13 protein-coding genes are annotated in these 14,288 nt (G+C 55.8%); 6 read left to right on the top strand and 7 right to left on the bottom strand.

Annotated elements, in window-relative coordinates:
• The first annotated feature begins 1 nt into the window (after position 1).
• From ACMYSP_RS01495 to dbpA, 5 genes are all read left to right on the top strand, one after another.
• Positions 2–862: an ABC transporter permease gene (locus ACMYSP_RS01495; protein ID WP_434585156.1), complete on the top strand. Its 861-nt coding sequence runs from the start codon at positions 2–4 to the stop codon at positions 860–862.
• Positions 859–1,788, top strand: a complete 930-nt coding sequence (locus ACMYSP_RS01490) for an ROK family protein (protein WP_434585154.1) — start codon at positions 859–861, stop codon at positions 1,786–1,788. Before ACMYSP_RS01495 ends, ACMYSP_RS01490 begins: the two co-directional genes overlap by 4 nt.
• 366 nt (positions 1,789–2,154) lie before the next feature.
• A complete protein-coding gene (gene zntB, locus ACMYSP_RS01485; protein ID WP_434585152.1) occupies positions 2,155–3,138 on the top strand; it encodes a zinc transporter ZntB in 984 nt (327 codons plus the stop codon).
• A gap of 279 nt (positions 3,139–3,417) precedes the next feature.
• Positions 3,418–3,603, top strand: a complete 186-nt coding sequence (gene ynaL / locus ACMYSP_RS01480) for a proline-rich small protein YnaL (RefSeq protein ID WP_434585150.1) — start codon at positions 3,418–3,420, stop codon at positions 3,601–3,603.
• 14 nt (positions 3,604–3,617) lie between these two features.
• Positions 3,618–4,991: an ATP-dependent RNA helicase DbpA gene (dbpA, locus tag ACMYSP_RS01475; RefSeq protein WP_434585148.1), complete on the top strand. Its 1,374-nt coding sequence runs from the start codon at positions 3,618–3,620 to the stop codon at positions 4,989–4,991.
• A gap of 85 nt (positions 4,992–5,076) precedes the next feature.
• Here the strand turns inward: dbpA and ttcA are convergent, their stop codons facing one another.
• From ttcA to nifJ, 4 genes are all read right to left on the bottom strand, one after another.
• A complete protein-coding gene (ttcA, locus tag ACMYSP_RS01470; protein WP_123754087.1) occupies positions 5,077–6,012 on the bottom strand; it encodes a tRNA 2-thiocytidine(32) synthetase TtcA in 936 nt (311 codons plus the stop codon).
• 328 nt (positions 6,013–6,340) lie between these two features.
• Positions 6,341–6,775: a universal stress protein UspF gene (gene uspF / locus ACMYSP_RS01465; protein ID WP_434585146.1), complete on the bottom strand. Its 435-nt coding sequence runs from the start codon at positions 6,773–6,775 to the stop codon at positions 6,341–6,343.
• Between the two features lie 80 nt (positions 6,776–6,855).
• Positions 6,856–7,068: a KTSC domain-containing protein gene (locus tag ACMYSP_RS01460; protein WP_434585144.1), complete on the bottom strand. Its 213-nt coding sequence runs from the start codon at positions 7,066–7,068 to the stop codon at positions 6,856–6,858.
• A 540-nt stretch (positions 7,069–7,608) separates the two neighbouring features.
• Positions 7,609–11,136 (bottom strand): pyruvate:ferredoxin (flavodoxin) oxidoreductase, encoded by a 3,528-nt coding sequence (gene nifJ, locus ACMYSP_RS01455; protein WP_434585143.1) that lies wholly within the window; start codon positions 11,134–11,136, stop codon positions 7,609–7,611.
• A gap of 430 nt (positions 11,137–11,566) precedes the next feature.
• On the opposite strand from nifJ, the gene ACMYSP_RS01450 reads away from it, so the two are divergent.
• Complete coding sequence (locus ACMYSP_RS01450; RefSeq protein WP_123754092.1) at positions 11,567–11,833, top strand: putative hemolysin; 267 nt, start codon at positions 11,567–11,569, stop codon at positions 11,831–11,833.
• On the opposite strand, the gene hslJ is transcribed toward ACMYSP_RS01450, so the two are convergent.
• The 3 genes from hslJ to ACMYSP_RS01435 all read right to left on the bottom strand — a co-directional run bounded on the left by hslJ (position 11,830) and on the right by ACMYSP_RS01435 (position 14,138).
• Complete coding sequence (gene hslJ, locus ACMYSP_RS01445; RefSeq protein ID WP_434585141.1) at positions 11,830–12,252, bottom strand: heat shock protein HslJ; 423 nt, start codon at positions 12,250–12,252, stop codon at positions 11,830–11,832. The two genes, ACMYSP_RS01450 and hslJ, sit on opposite strands and share 4 nt — an antisense overlap.
• A 249-nt stretch (positions 12,253–12,501) precedes the next feature.
• On the bottom strand, positions 12,502–13,491 hold the full coding sequence (locus ACMYSP_RS01440; RefSeq protein ID WP_434585139.1) for a 2-hydroxyacid dehydrogenase: 990 nt from the start codon (positions 13,489–13,491) through the stop codon (positions 12,502–12,504).
• A gap of 146 nt (positions 13,492–13,637) precedes the next feature.
• Entirely contained in the window at positions 13,638–14,138 is a 501-nt protein-coding gene (locus ACMYSP_RS01435; RefSeq protein ID WP_434585136.1) for a DedA family protein, read from the bottom strand.
• Positions 14,139–14,288: the final 150 nt, after the last annotated feature.

The raw sequence follows: 14,288 nt of genomic DNA, 5'->3' as shown, positions 1-14,288 counted from the left end.
TATGTCTGAACTCTCTCTCGCCAAATCGCGCAACAGCGTCATGCACAGTCTGCGCTGGGGGATGGCGCATCCCTCGGTGACCATCGGTGGACTCATCGTCGGCGTGATTATCCTGAGCGCCCTGTTCGCGCCGTGGATTAGCCACTATGACCCTTATGCTCAGGATCTGCTCAATATTCTGTCAGCGCCCTCGGCGGAACACTGGCTGGGTACCGATGACTACGGGCGCGATATTTTCTCCCGCATCCTGTATGGCGCCCGTATTTCATTAATTGAGGTGGTGGTCAGCGTGGCACTGTCGCTGCTGATGGGGCTGCCGTTGGGTATTATGGCGGCACTGTGCGGAAAAAGCGTCGACCACCTTATTATGTGGGTGATGGATGTCATCTTCGCTTTTCCCGGGATTGTGCTGGCGATTCTACTGGTGAGCGTGTTGGGGGCCGGGCTGATGAATATGCTGTTGGCGATCGCCATTTTCTCGGTGCCGGTGTACGCCCGGTTAAGCCGCAACCTGACGCTGGGCATTAAGAATATGGAGTATATGGAAGCGGCGCGGGCGTTAGGCATCGGCTACCGCCGGCAAATTATCCATTATATTCTGCGCAACACCCTTGGCCCAATTACGGTGCAGGCGACGCTGACCGGCGGGTCGGTGATTCTGGCGGCGGCCTCGCTCTCGTTCCTCGGCATGGGGGTTCAGCCGCCGATGCCGGAATGGGGCACGATGATGAGCGACGGGCGAAACTTCCTCGGCATTAGCCTTGGGATCTCCCTGTGGCCAGGACTGGCTATCGTCTTCTCGGTGCTGGGCTTTAACGTCCTCGGTGACGGGCTGCGTGACCTACTGGATACCCGCCTATGAGCCGCCGTGTGTTGTGTCTGGATATTGGTGGCTCGTTCATCAAAAGCGCGGTTTCTGTGGTGGCGGGGCGGATCGACGACATCCGCCAGCGACCGACTCCGACGCGTAGCTGGGACGATTTTAGCGCCGCAATTGTGCAGATTGTCGCCGGATATGGCGAGGCGCTGGCACCGGACAGCCCGGTAGCGCTCTCCTGTGCCGGGGTGGTGGATATCGCTACCGATCGCATTCTGGCCAGTAACGTGCCGCCGTTTCAGGGCGTCAATATTACCCGCACGCTCGGTGCAGCGCTGCGACGTCCGGTGGTGATGGCGAACGACGCTGACTGTTTTACCCTGGCGGAAGCCAGCTTCGGGGCTGCGAAAGATCTTCCCGTGGTGCTGGGAATTATTCTCGGCAGCGGCATTGGCGGCGGGATTGCCATCGCGGGGAACATTCATCATGGTCGCCAGGGCATCAGCGCCGAGTGGGGCCATGGCCCGATCCTCCAGACCACGCTGCAGGTGGGGCAGCAACACGTTAACATCCCGCGCCTGCCGTGCGGCTGCGGTCAATGCGGCTGTCTGGATACCTTAGGCGGGGCACGAGGCCTGGAGCGACTGCATCTGCTGCTGAGCGGGCAGGCCCTCGACAGCCGGAAAATTGTTGCCGCCGGCGTGCGCGGCAACGCCCAGCAGGCATTCACCTTAGCGGCGTGGGCTGAACTGGTCAGTGAGCCGCTGGCCCATACGGTTAATATTCTCGGACCGCATCGCATTGTGGCCGGTGGCGGGCTGGCCGCACAGCCGGAGCTGCTGACGTTACTGGACGAGGCGGTGCGGCGCAAGGTACTGATGAATACCGGGGAACCGCTGGTGGTGGCAGGCCAGTACGCTAGCGAGGGTGGTTTGATGGGGGCTTCGGTGCTGGGCCAAACGTTAGCGTAAATCAGGGTTGCAAAACGGCCGGCACGGTCTACGCTTATTCTGCTTATCACAATGGAGGAAATAAACATGTGTACCCATTTGCACGACTACGCGCGCCAGTACGCAGAAGAGAAAAAATGAACGGCTCCTGCCAGCCTGCCTGTCCGCCAGCACTCTTTCTGGCGGTGGTTAATCCGGCGGGTTGGACACACTATCGTTAAGCACACCCACGACCCGCCGCCGGCGGGTTCTTTATATCTGCCTTCGCTCCTTCCTCCCCACATTGCTTTTTCATCAGCAAATTCAGCACCCTGCTGCCATTAGCGCTTGATTAACCGAGGTGCCAGGCTAGACTAGCAAAAATACGTAATAACTGACGGAGGTCGGGTGGACGCCATTAAGGGAGCGGAGTTGAACGTACCGGATGCCGTTTTTGCATGGCAATTCGACGGGCAGGGCGGCGTTAAACCGCTGACTGACAGTGACGAGATTGATAAGGATCACCCTTGCTGGTTGCATCTGAACTATACCCACGCCGATAGCGCGCAATGGCTGACATCCACGCCGTTGTTGCCCAACAGCGTCCGGGACGCCTTAGCCGGCGAGAGTACCCGCCCGCGGGTGACCCGGGTAGGCGACGGCACCCTCATCACGCTGCGTTGCATCAACGGCAGTACCGATGAGCGGCCCGATCAGCTGGTGGCAATGCGTCTGTATATGGACGAGCGCTTAATCGTCTCGACCCGCCAGCGGCGGGTGCTGGCGCTGGATGACGTGCTTGGCGATCTGCGGGAGGGCACCGGCCCGGTGGATTGCGGCAGCTGGCTGGTGGAGATCTGCGATGCGTTAACTGACCACGCCAGTGAATTTATTGAGCAACTGCATGACCGGATTATCGATCTCGAAGACAACCTGCTGGACCAGCAGGTGCCGCCGCGCGGCTTCCTGGCACTGCTGCGCAAACAGCTGATCGTGATGCGCCGCTATATGGCCCCGCAGCGCGATGTGTACGCCCGTCTTGCCAGCGAGCGCCTGCCGTGGATGAATGACGATCATCGTCGGCGGATGCAGGATATTGCCGACCGGCTGGGGAGAGGGTTGGACGAAATCGACAGCTGTATTTCGCGTACGGCTATCATGAGCGATGAAATCGCGCAGATTATGCAGGAAGCGCTGTCGCGTCGTACCTATACCATGTCATTGATGGCGATGGTGTTTCTACCCAGCACCTTTTTAACTGGCCTGTTTGGCGTCAACCTGGGTGGGATCCCTGGTAACGCGTGGCATTTGGGGTTTTCTATATTCTGCATAATGTTAGTCGTTCTCATCGGCGGTGTTACGTGGTGGTTGCATCGTAGTAAATGGCTGTAAATAATCGTTTTTCATCGCCTGCCAGAACGTGAAAATCCGGTAATGTTTGAGCGAAATCAATAAACCATCTACCCATTCGGGGCAATATCTCTCTCGCAGGTGAATGCAACGTCAAGCGATGGGCGTTGCGCTCCATATTGTCTTACTTCCTTTTTTGAATTACTGCATAGCACAATTGATTCGTACGACGCCGACTTGATTAAGTCGGCTTTTTTTTGCTCTCTGGTTGCCAGCTTCTACGCTTAATGGGTACACCCGCACACAACCGGGAGAGTCGAAATGCAATACCAGCCCCTGACATCCATACCCATTTCACCTGAACCGAACGACCCGACACCGCAGCCCGATCCGCGCCCACGCCCGCATCCACTGCCAGACCCGCCGCCGGATGATGAACCGATTAAATTGTCGCATCAGAGCCGCAGATCTGCGAGGATACGCGCCTGCCCTTTATGTGCCCGTTAAATCGAGAAAACATTGTGACCGCTTTTTCTACATTGAATGCTTTACCTGCCGCCCAGCTCGCGAATCTCACGGAACTGGGTTATCTCGCGATGACGCCTGTTCAGGCCGCGGCCCTGCCCACCATTCTGGCGGGCAAAGATGTACGCGTGCAGGCAAAAACCGGCAGTGGTAAAACAGCGGCATTTGGTCTGGGGTTGCTTCAGCGTATTGAAGCGACTCTGTTCCAGACACAATCTCTGGTGCTGTGCCCGACCCGCGAACTGGCGGAACAGGTCGCGGGCGAGCTGCGTCGTCTGGCGCGCTTTCTGCCAAATACCAAGATTTTAACGCTGTGCGGCGGGCAACCCTTCGGTGCGCAACGTGATTCACTCCAGCATGCGCCACATATTATTGTCGCGACCCCTGGCCGCCTGCTGGACCACCTGCAAAAAGGCACCGTGTCGCTGGATGCCCTGCAGACGCTGGTGATGGACGAAGCCGACCGTATGCTGGATATGGGTTTTAGCGACGCCATCGATGAGGTGATCCGTTTTGCGCCCGCCGATCGCCAGACGCTGCTGTTTTCTGCCACCTGGCCACCGGCCATCGCGGCGATTAGCGGTCGCGTGCAACGCGATCCCCTCGCCATTGAGATCGACTCCGTCGATGCGCTGCCTGCCGTAGAACAGCAGTTCTTTGAAACGTCTCAACGCGGCAAGATCCCGCTGCTGCAGAAGCTGCTCAGTCAGCATCAACCGGCGTCCTGCGTGGTGTTCTGCAACACCAAAAAAGATTGCCAGTCCGTGTGTGATTCACTGAACGCCGCCGGACAGAGCGCGTTGTCGTTACATGGCGATCTTGAACAGCGCGATCGCGATCAGACGCTGGTGCGTTTTGCCAACGGTAGCTCGCGAGTACTGGTGGCTACTGACGTTGCCGCCCGCGGCCTTGATATTAAATCGCTGGAACTGGTTATTAACTATGAACTGGCGTGGGATCCGGAAGTTCACGTACACCGTATTGGCCGTACCGCCCGTGCGGGCGAGAGCGGTCTGGCGATCAGCCTGTGTGCGCCGGAAGAGGCACAGCGCGCGAACATTCTGTCCGAAATGCTGCAGCTGAAGCTCAACTGGATGACCGCGCCGGCAGGCGACAATATCACCCCGCTGCATGCAGAAATGGCGACGCTGTGTATTGATGGCGGCAAGAAGGCCAAAATGCGTGCTGGCGATGTGCTGGGGGCGTTAACCGGTGATATGGGCTTTGATGGTGCCGACATCGGCAAGATTAACGTTCATCCGGCGCATGTGTACGTGGCGATCCGTCAGGGCGTGGCGCAGAAAGCCTATAAACAACTGCTAAATGGCAAGATCAAAGGCAAAAATTGCCGGGTCCGTCTGCTGAAGTAAGTGGTATACCCAGCGCATCTGCAGCCTGAAGTATCACGGAGTTAAAAAAAACGCGTCTCAGCCACCAGGCCGAGACGCCGGTTTATTACTTCACTTCCACCACGTCTAGTCGCAGTTCTTCCAGCGGCGCAGCGTCTTCTTCCGGCTGCCAGCCCGCAGGCTGCAACGGAATATCTTCACGGTCAAAGGCCAGATCGCCGCCGTCTACTACCGCAGACTGGTGGTTAATCCCTTTAAAGTCGAACAGATTAATGTCGCTCAGATGAGACGGGACCACGTTTTGCATGGCGCTGAACATGGTCTCGATCCGACCCGGGTAGCGTTTATCCCAGTCGCGCAGCATATCGGCAATAACCTGACGCTGGAGGTTCGGCTGCGAACCGCACAGATTGCACGGGATAATCGGGTAGCCTTTCGCCTGGGCGAAACGCTCAATGTCTTTTTCGCGGCAGTAGGCCAGCGGGCGAATCACGATGTGTTTCCCGTCATCGCTCATCAGCTTCGGCGGCATGCCTTTCATTTTTCCGCCGTAGAACATGTTGAGGAACAGGGTTTGTAAAATGTCGTCGCGGTGGTGGCCGAGGGCAATCTTGGTTGCGCCCAGTTCGCTGGCGGTACGATAGAGGATCCCACGGCGAAGGCGAGAGCAGAGCGAGCAGGTGGTTTTGCCTTCAGGGATTTTCTCTTTCACAATCCCGTAGGTATTTTCTTCAACAATCTTGTACTCGACGCCCAGCTGCTCGAGATATTCCGGCAGAATATGTTCAGGGAAGCCCGGCTGTTTCTGGTCGAGGTTGACCGCCACCAGCGAGAATGAAATTGGCGCACTTTTCTGCAGATTGCGCAAAATTTCCAGCATGGTGTAGCTGTCTTTTCCGCCGGAAAGGCACACCATAATCCGGTCGCCGTCCTCAATCATGTTGAAGTCGGCAATCGCTTCACCTACGTTACGGCGCAGGCGCTTTTGCAGTTTATCGATGTTGTACTTTTCTTTTTTGCTAATATCTTGATTTTGCAGCATTTAATAGTGGCTCAATTCATAGTGTGACCCACGCACGATGCTTGCAGCATGGCGCGCGGGCGCAATTAATGATGTCTGACATTGATGAGTATATGCCCTAAATAATTCGAGTTGCGTGTAGGCGGCAAGGCCGTAAATCCCCAGCAGTTTACTCAGGTAAGTGACTGGGGTGAACGGGAGCAGCCAACACCCAGGCAACGTGAAGGATGAAGGGTATAAGTCTGTGGCGTGTATGGTACGGATTCACGGGGGGGATGTCAGCACATTTCCGGCGTTTAGCCCGACGGTAATGCAGATAAAAAACCCGCCGGGGAGGCGGGCTAATACATTAACGTACGACCAGCACCGAGCAGTCGGCGTGTCGTACGACGGCAGCGGCGTTAGAGCCGAGCAGATAGGTGGTGATGTCCGGACGGTGTGAGGCGATGATAACCAGATCCGCTGGCAGGGTTTTCGCCAGCTCCAGAATATTATCCTTCGGCGAGCCCTCTTTAACATGGAGATGCACCCGATCTTCCGGAATGGCAAACTGCGTCACGATCTCTTTCAGTCGCGTTTCCGACTCCGCCTTGAACTCATCCATCGGCGGCAGTTCAGTGGTGTAGGCCATCCCCAACGAAGCGTAATAGGGAAGGGATGGGATCACGGTCAGAAAATGCACCTCAGCATCATCAATACGCGCTTCTGCCTCAACGTGGCAAATAACGCGTTGAGTTAATTCTTTATCTGAAATATCAATGGGTACAAGAATTATTCTGGCCATAAAACCTCCTGTTTAAGTAACCGCTTAAAGTATATGCCATTACGAGGCGTCTTGTCTTATGACCGGGTCACACTTTGGGGTTAGTTCCCGCGACGTACGGTAAATTTTCCTTTGATCACGCCATCATAAAAACGCCCTTTAGAGACGACCTGCAGAAAATTATGGAATAAACGTTCTGGCACGTTCTCGTACTGCAGCGTGGAGTGGTCGCGAAAACGGATTTCGAGGGTGCCAGATGCATCGTCATAAGCGACGGAGGCGATTCGGGATGATCTCACAGGATGATGGTGCATGGCAGGCGTCCTTAACGACAGGCTTTACCGGTAATATATCATTCATCCGGTGACTATTTTAATACAGAAGATTTATTGTTTTGATTGGATGGCCGTTGTTGAAGATGCATTGAGCATACCCGTCATCGAACGGATACGGAATCGTGGCGTCGGACTGTTGTGCTGATATTGAGTCGGGCTGTTGATTGCGAGATATGTCTTCAGATATATTTTTTTGTCTCTGCCACACACGAATTTCATTTTAATTAAACGAACTATTAATACCGGATAAAAAGAGATTGTATAAGATATAAGACGTATTTAAATGAAGCTGTGAATTGGCGTTATGATGAATGATATGAATTCATCATGTTGATATATATGAAATAAAAATTATACACAACTGGATTTATGGCGTATTGTCTAGGTGTTAGATGCCTTTTAGTCGCTGCTGTTAATTATGACTGCCTTTTATTTAAGTACGATATTTTTGGTGGTGAAGGTGACAAGCCCGAATGGATATTCGGGCTTTTTTCTTAATGGGATTACGCGACGGTTATCTTAACTTTCACTGCCCGTCTTCTCCGCCTTGCCGGCCATTTGTGCCAGGAAGTCATAGCGTTTTTGCAGATCCGCCGCCGCATCTTTCCATAGCTGCTCTGCCACCTCCGGCTGCTGGGCGTTGAGGCGACGGAAGCGCTGCTCATTCAGCAGCGTTTCTGCCAGCGCATCTGACGGCGGGCGTGAGTCCAGCGCCAGCGGCAGTTTGCCTTCATCCTCACGACGTGGGTCAAAGCGGTACAGCGGCCAGAAGCCAGTGGCGGTGAGCTGCCGCATCTGGTCGTGACTCAGGGCCAGATCGTAGCCGTGTTCTTCACATGGGCTGTAGGCGATGATCAGCGACGGACCGGGGTAGGCCTCCGCCTCCTGAATCGCTTTCACCGTCTGATTGAACTGCGCGCCTAACGAGATTTGTGCCACATAAACATGCCCGTACATCATCATGCTGACGCCAAGATCCTTGCGCGCTTTACGCTTGCCATGCTCACCGAACTTGGTAACCGCCCCAAGCGGTGTCGCTTTCGATGCCTGGCCGCCGGTGTTGGAGTAACACTGGGTATCGAGGACCAGAATATTGACGTTTTCGGTCAGACTGAGCACGTGGTCAAGCCCGCCGAAACCAATGTCATAGGCCCAGCCATCGCCGCCGATAAGCCAGATGGATTTCTCCACCAGCGCGTCGGCATCGGTGAGCAGCTCCTGGGCGCCCTCAACGTTAGCCAGCGCCAGACGTAGCGCTGCAACCTGCTCACGGCGCTGTTCTGGGGTAGCCTCCGCCTGTAGCTCCTCGTTCAGCTCCGCCGGGAACTTATCGGCAAACTGCGTCAGCAGGCGCATTACCCGCTGGCGATGCTGATCGACAGAGAGCCGGAAACCGAGACCGAATTCGGCGTTATCTTCAAATAACGAGTTTGCCCACGCCGGGCCGCGACCGTTGGCGTCGGTGGTGTAGGGGGTCGAAGGCAGGTTGCCGCCATAAATCGACGAACAGCCGGTGGCGTTAGCAATCAGCATCCGGTCGCCGTACAGCTGGGTCAGCAGCTTAATATACGGCGTTTCGCCGCAGCCGGAGCAGGCCCCGGAGTATTCAAACAGCGGGCTGATCAGCTGCGAGGTGCGAATATCAATGCGTTCCAGTTTGCTACGGTCAATTTCCGGCAGGTCGAGGAAGTAGTCGTAATTGACTTTTTCTTCTTCGACGTGTTCAAGGCGCGACATCATGTTAATGGCCTTGACCTGCGGATCCTGACGGTCTTTCGCCGGGCACACTTCCACGCACAGATTACAGCCGGTGCAATCTTCCGGCGCGACCTGCAACACATATTTCTGTCCACGCATATCGCGGGATTTCACGTCAAGGGAGTGCAGGCTGGCAGGGGCATCAGCCATCGCTTCCGGGGAAACCACTTTGGCGCGGATTGCCGAATGCGGGCAGGCCGCTACGCAGTGGTTGCACTGGGTGCAAAGCGACTCTTTCCAGATAGGGATCGCTTCGGCGATATTGCGTTTTTCCCAGCGGGTTGTGCCCATCGGCCAGGTTCCGTCCGGCGGCAGCGCGGACACCGGAAGCGCATCGCCAAGTCCGGCCAGCATGGCGGCGGTAACGGTTTTAACGAAGTCCGGTGCGGCGTCAGAAACTACCGGCGGCCGGTTCGGGCTGGTGGCATCGACCGGCTGTAATGGCACTTCAGCCAGCGACTCGCGGGCCAGCGCCAGCGCCTGCCAGTTACGCTCAACCAGCTCCTGACCTTTGCTGCTGTAGCTTTTGGCGATTGCTCCCTGCAGCTCGCTCAATGCGCTGTCGCCAGGCAGAATGTGCGTTAAGTGGAAAAACGCCATCTGCATCACGGTGTTGATGCGCGCGCCCAGGCTGCAATCGCGGGCAATCTTCGCCGCGTTGATAATATAGAAGTGAGCTTTCTTCTGGTTTAGCGCCGCCTGGACTTCCTGTGGCAGGCGTGACCAGGCTTCATCTACCGCATAGGGTGTATTGAGCAGGAAGATGCCGCCGGGTTTGAGCCTTTCCACCATCTGATACTTATCAATAAACTGCAGCTGATGGCAGCCGACAAAATCGGCCTGGGAGATCAGATAGGAGGAGCGAATCGGTTTTTCACTCACCCGCAGGTGCGAGACCGTCAGTCCCCCGGCTTTTTTCGAGTCATAGACGAAATAGCCCTGCGAGAACCACGGAGTGGAGTTACCGATGATCTTAATATTGTTTTTGGTGGCCGACACGCTCCCGTCGCTGCCAAGGCCATAAAACAGCGCCTCGAGCTTGGCGTGCGACGGCAAAGTGTTCTCAACCAACGGCAGAGAAAGGTTGGTCACATCATCATAAATGCCGACGGTAAAACGCGGTTTAGGGCGGGCTTCATTCAACTCATTGAAAATAGCCAGCACGCAGTCCGGACCGAACTCTTTCGAGGACAGGCCATAGCGCCCGCCGATGGTCCGTGGCAGCGTTTCGCGCTCGCCGCGGTTAAAGGCTTCCGCCAACGCACTCATCACATCGAGATACAGTGGTTCTGCCTGGGCACCCGGCTCCTTGGTGCGATCCAGCACCGCGATGGCGCGGGCGCTCTCCGGCAGCACCGCCAGCAGATGCGCGGCGGAGAAGGGGCGATAGAGGCGCACTTTCAGAACCCCCACTTTTTCACCCCGGCTGAGCAGTTCGTCCACCACCTCTTCGCAGGTGCCGATGGCCGAGCCCATGATCACAATCACTCGTTCCGCCTGCGGATGGCCGTAGAACTCAAATGGCTTGTACTGGCGTCCGGTGGCGCTGGCGAAATCATCCATCGCCGTTTCGACATGGTCATAGACCGCGTCGTACCACGGGTTGGTCGCTTCGCGCGACTGGAAATAGGTATCCGGGTTTGCCGAAGTCCCACGGATCACCGGGTGTTCAGGATTCAGCGCGCGCAGACGGTGGGCGTCGATGTCGGCCTGCGGCAGCAGGCTACGCACGGTGTCATCCGCCAGCGGGATGATTTTGTTGATTTCGTGCGAGGTCCGAAAACCATCGAAGAAGTGAATAAACGGTACCCGACTTTTCAGGGTCGCAATATGGGAGATCAGCGCAAAGTCCTGCGCTTCCTGCACGCTGCTGGCGCACAGCATAGCGCAGCCGGTCTGGCGCACGGCCATCACGTCCGAATGGTCACCGAAGATAGAAAGCGCGTGGGTCGCCACGGTACGGGCGGCGACGTGCAGAACAAACGGCATCAGTTGCCCGGCCAGTTTGTACAGCGTCGGGATCATCAGCAGTAAGCCCTGCGATGAGGTAAACGAGGTCGACAGGGCACCGGTTTGCAGCGCACCGTGTACGGCCCCGATGGCCCCGGCTTCCGACTGCATCTCCACCACCCGAGGTACGTCACCCCATACGTTTTTTAGCCCGTTTCCCGCCCAGGCATCCGCCTGTTCCGCCATGGTTGAACTGGGCGTAATCGGGTAGATGGCGATAACCTCACTGGTGCGAAACGCGACTGAAGCGGCCGCGCCATTACCGTCGATAGTAATCATAAGAAGACACCCTAACATTGCGCAAAAGAAGGGACCCGACAAACAGCCACAGGTCCTGTAATTATAGTCGTTAGTATAAGAGCATTATCTATACCCTTGAAGTTATGAGGCTTTCGAGTGCACAAATTGATCCATGAAAAACAAGCGCAGCGGCAGGGAGCGCTGAGGTTATCGCTATGATCTTAAACCGGACTTGTCGTGGCCAACCGGTTCATCCGAGGGGCATGATCGCAGCGATAGTGTTGAGCGGTGAGGGGGTTCAGGCGCCTGGCGACATGACAAACCCGGTTGGGATCAAGGTTACGCCAGATATTTTGCTAAAAAATGTTAATGGGGCGCATAAATACGTATTTCGCCTCTCGACGTTCACGGCTGCGCTGCCTATTATTCTTGGGTTTGCTTATTTTTAGATATTGCTGAGGGGAAATCGATGCGAGCTGCGTTTTTAGTGGGGTGTGCCGCGTTATTATTGTCGGCCTGTAGTAGTGAACCGGTTCAACAGGCGACAGCGGCACACGTGCCGCCTGGCATGCGTGCCGCAATGAGCAGCACCGGGCAGGCGAACTGCGCGATGATTGGCGGCTCATTATCGGTGGCACGGCAGCTTGATGGTTCAGCGATTGGGATGTGCGCATTACCCAACGGTAAGCGTTGCAGCGAGCAAGCGTTAGCGGGCGGCAGCTGCGGGAACTACTAATTCACCAGATCCGCGAGTTTATAGACCAGCGTTTGATCGGCGGTGGCCAGCGTCAGCTGATTTTCCGTCAGGTCGACCTGCGCGCCGTCGCGTAGCATGGTGCTCAGCGTATGATCCAGCGTATTGCGCTGCGGATCGCTGCACAGCATACGGGTCATTGCCAGCGCTTTGACCTTCAGCTCGCCGCCGCTGATGCTGCCTTTGCCGCTAAAGCCGTTACACATATTGCCTGAGACATACATATTTTCGCCAAAACTCAGTTCCAGCGGCTTTCCTTGTGTGTTCAGCGCCTGGCCGTTGACGCTGGTCAACACAAAGCGGTGGTGCTGAAGTTGCTCGGCGCCCGTTGATACCTTGCTGTTATACACACATCCCGATAACAACATTCCCGTCGCCAGCAGTACAGCAAACTTATTCATTACTCCCCCAAATCATTAATGACGTTTATCCGATTTAGCCAACATTATTCGAGCCGCTTGCAGGCGGCAGGGCCATCAATCCCCATTGAGCTTACTCAGGTAAGCGACTGAGGTTAACGGATGCGGCCAACGCCGGGGCAACCTGAACGATGAATGGCATAAGCGATTGTTAACTTTACTGCGGACTTTTTCTGTGGGGGTTATCTGAAAGTGCCCCCCATGACAGGAGGGCACAAAAGGAAAAAGAAATCAGACCAGTGCGTTCGGGCAGGTTTCGCCGGCATCCACCTGGCGCAGGTTATCCAGCGTGGTTTGCGAAATACTGATCAGCGCTTCAGCGGTCAGGAACGCCTGGTGCCCGGTGAACAACACGTTGTGGCAGGCGGAGAGGCGACGGAATACGTCATCCTGAATCACGTCGTTGGATTTGTCTTCAAAGAACAAATCGCGCTCGTTCTCATACACGTCCATCCCCAAAGCGCCAATTTTCTGGTGTTTCAGGGCATCAATCGCCGCCTGAGAATCAATCAACGCGCCGCGACTGGTGTTGATCACCATCACGCCATCTTTCATCTGGTCGAACGCCGCATGGTTCAGCAGATGATAGTTCTCATCGGTCAGCGGGCAGTGCAGGGAGATCACATCAGACTGCGCGTACAGCGTCGGCAGGTCGACGTACTCTACCCCGAGGTCCAGCGCCGCTGCGCTCGGATAGGGATCAAACGCCAGCAGGCGCATGCCAAAGCCTTTCAGAATCCGCAGCGTAGCCACGCCAATTTTCCCGGTACCGATCACCCCGGCGGTTTTACCGTGCATGGTAAAGCCGGTTAACCCTTCGAGGGAGAAGTTGGCATCACGAGTACGCTGGTAGGCGCGGTGAATGCGACGGTTCAACGACATCATCATGCCGATGGCATGCTCGGCGACGGCTTCCGGCGAGTAGGCCGGTACGCGCACAACGCGCAGACCCAACTCTTTCGCCGCCTCGAGGTCGACGTTGTTGAAACCAGCGCAGCGCAGGGCGATGTACTTCACGCCGTGCGATTTTAACTCTTCCAGCACCGGGCGGCTTCCGTCATCGTTGACGAAGATGCACACAGCTTCACAGCCGTTGGCGGTTTTCGCCGTTTTTTCGGTTAACAGAAAGTCGAAAAATTCGAGTTCAAAGCCATATGCATCATTAACATGCTGAAGGTACTTTTTATCGTACTGCTTTGTACTATACACAGCGATTTTCATAAGACTTTTCTCCAGTGATTATACCGGCACGGTAGCATATTTAAAATAATCATACAAATATTAAAAATAAGTTTGCCTTAACGGTGATACAGATAATTCTAGAGCATATCGCGGTGTTGAGGTATCTCTTTAAAACACAATGTGTTTTACCAAAAACTGAGGCTAAACGCCCCGGGGGCCAGCAGCATCAGCGGCCACAGCAGTCCGGAACTGACGTTGGCCAGTTGAAATGGCCAGAACGCGGTGCCGCTGGCGCCGCTGGCCAGCGGAAGAGTGGCACGAAACGGCGAGAGAAAGCGGCCAAAAAACACCGCCCACGCCCCGTGGCGTTGCAGAAACACCAGGCTGCGGGCCAGCCGCTGGCCGCGCAGCCAGCGTATGTTCGTCAGGCGATGCCGGTTGCGCCGTCCCAGCCACCAGGAGAGCCAGAATCCGCCGATTGCCCCAAGGCTCGCACTGAGCCACATTAATAAGAAATGGTTAAGACTGCCGGAGGCCAGCGGGCCGAGCAACAACAATCCGGAGGTGCCCGGCACCAGCAGCGAAATCAGGGCGCAGGATTTACTCAGGGTCAGCAGAAACACCACGATCAGCAACCATGAATAGTGGCGCTGGGCGTGTTCAATAAGCAAAACAAAAAAATCCACGGGATCCACCGGCGTCGGGAACGAATACCTCGAGTGTGACAGGGGCCGATTAAATGGCGGCTTAACAGGCGAAAGGCATAAATTCACGGTGATGATGATGCCGAACCAACTATCCTTAGACTGGATAGAGCCTTTAACTCACTAGTCGAA

Source organism: Klebsiella sp. R390 (assembly GCF_051131745.1).
In the GTDB taxonomy this organism is placed as follows: domain Bacteria; phylum Pseudomonadota; class Gammaproteobacteria; order Enterobacterales; family Enterobacteriaceae; genus Klebsiella.
Note: the sequence above shows the minus strand (reverse complement) of the source record. Positions and strands in the feature narration are given on the sequence as shown.

Excerpts from the sequence above, each read along its gene's own strand:
- ACMYSP_RS01440 (WP_434585139.1), bottom strand. The coding sequence starts at position 13,491 with ATGAAAATCGCTGTGTATAGTACAAAGCAGTACGATAAAAAGTACCTT.
- nifJ (WP_434585143.1), bottom strand. The coding sequence starts at position 11,136 with ATGATTACTATCGACGGTAATGGCGCGGCCGCTTCAGTCGCGTTTCGC.
- ACMYSP_RS01490 (WP_434585154.1), top strand. The coding sequence starts at position 859 with ATGAGCCGCCGTGTGTTGTGTCTGGATATTGGTGGCTCGTTCATCAAA.
- ACMYSP_RS01460 (WP_434585144.1), bottom strand. The coding sequence starts at position 7,068 with ATGCACCATCATCCTGTGAGATCATCCCGAATCGCCTCCGTCGCTTAT.
- hslJ (WP_434585141.1), bottom strand. The coding sequence starts at position 12,252 with ATGAATAAGTTTGCTGTACTGCTGGCGACGGGAATGTTGTTATCGGGA.
- uspF (WP_434585146.1), bottom strand. The coding sequence starts at position 6,775 with ATGGCCAGAATAATTCTTGTACCCATTGATATTTCAGATAAAGAATTA.
- ttcA (WP_123754087.1), bottom strand. The coding sequence starts at position 6,012 with ATGCTGCAAAATCAAGATATTAGCAAAAAAGAAAAGTACAACATCGAT.
- ACMYSP_RS01450 (WP_123754092.1), top strand. The coding sequence starts at position 11,567 with ATGCGAGCTGCGTTTTTAGTGGGGTGTGCCGCGTTATTATTGTCGGCC.
- ACMYSP_RS01495 (WP_434585156.1), top strand. The coding sequence starts at position 2 with ATGTCTGAACTCTCTCTCGCCAAATCGCGCAACAGCGTCATGCACAGT.
- ynaL (WP_434585150.1), top strand. The coding sequence starts at position 3,418 with ATGCAATACCAGCCCCTGACATCCATACCCATTTCACCTGAACCGAAC.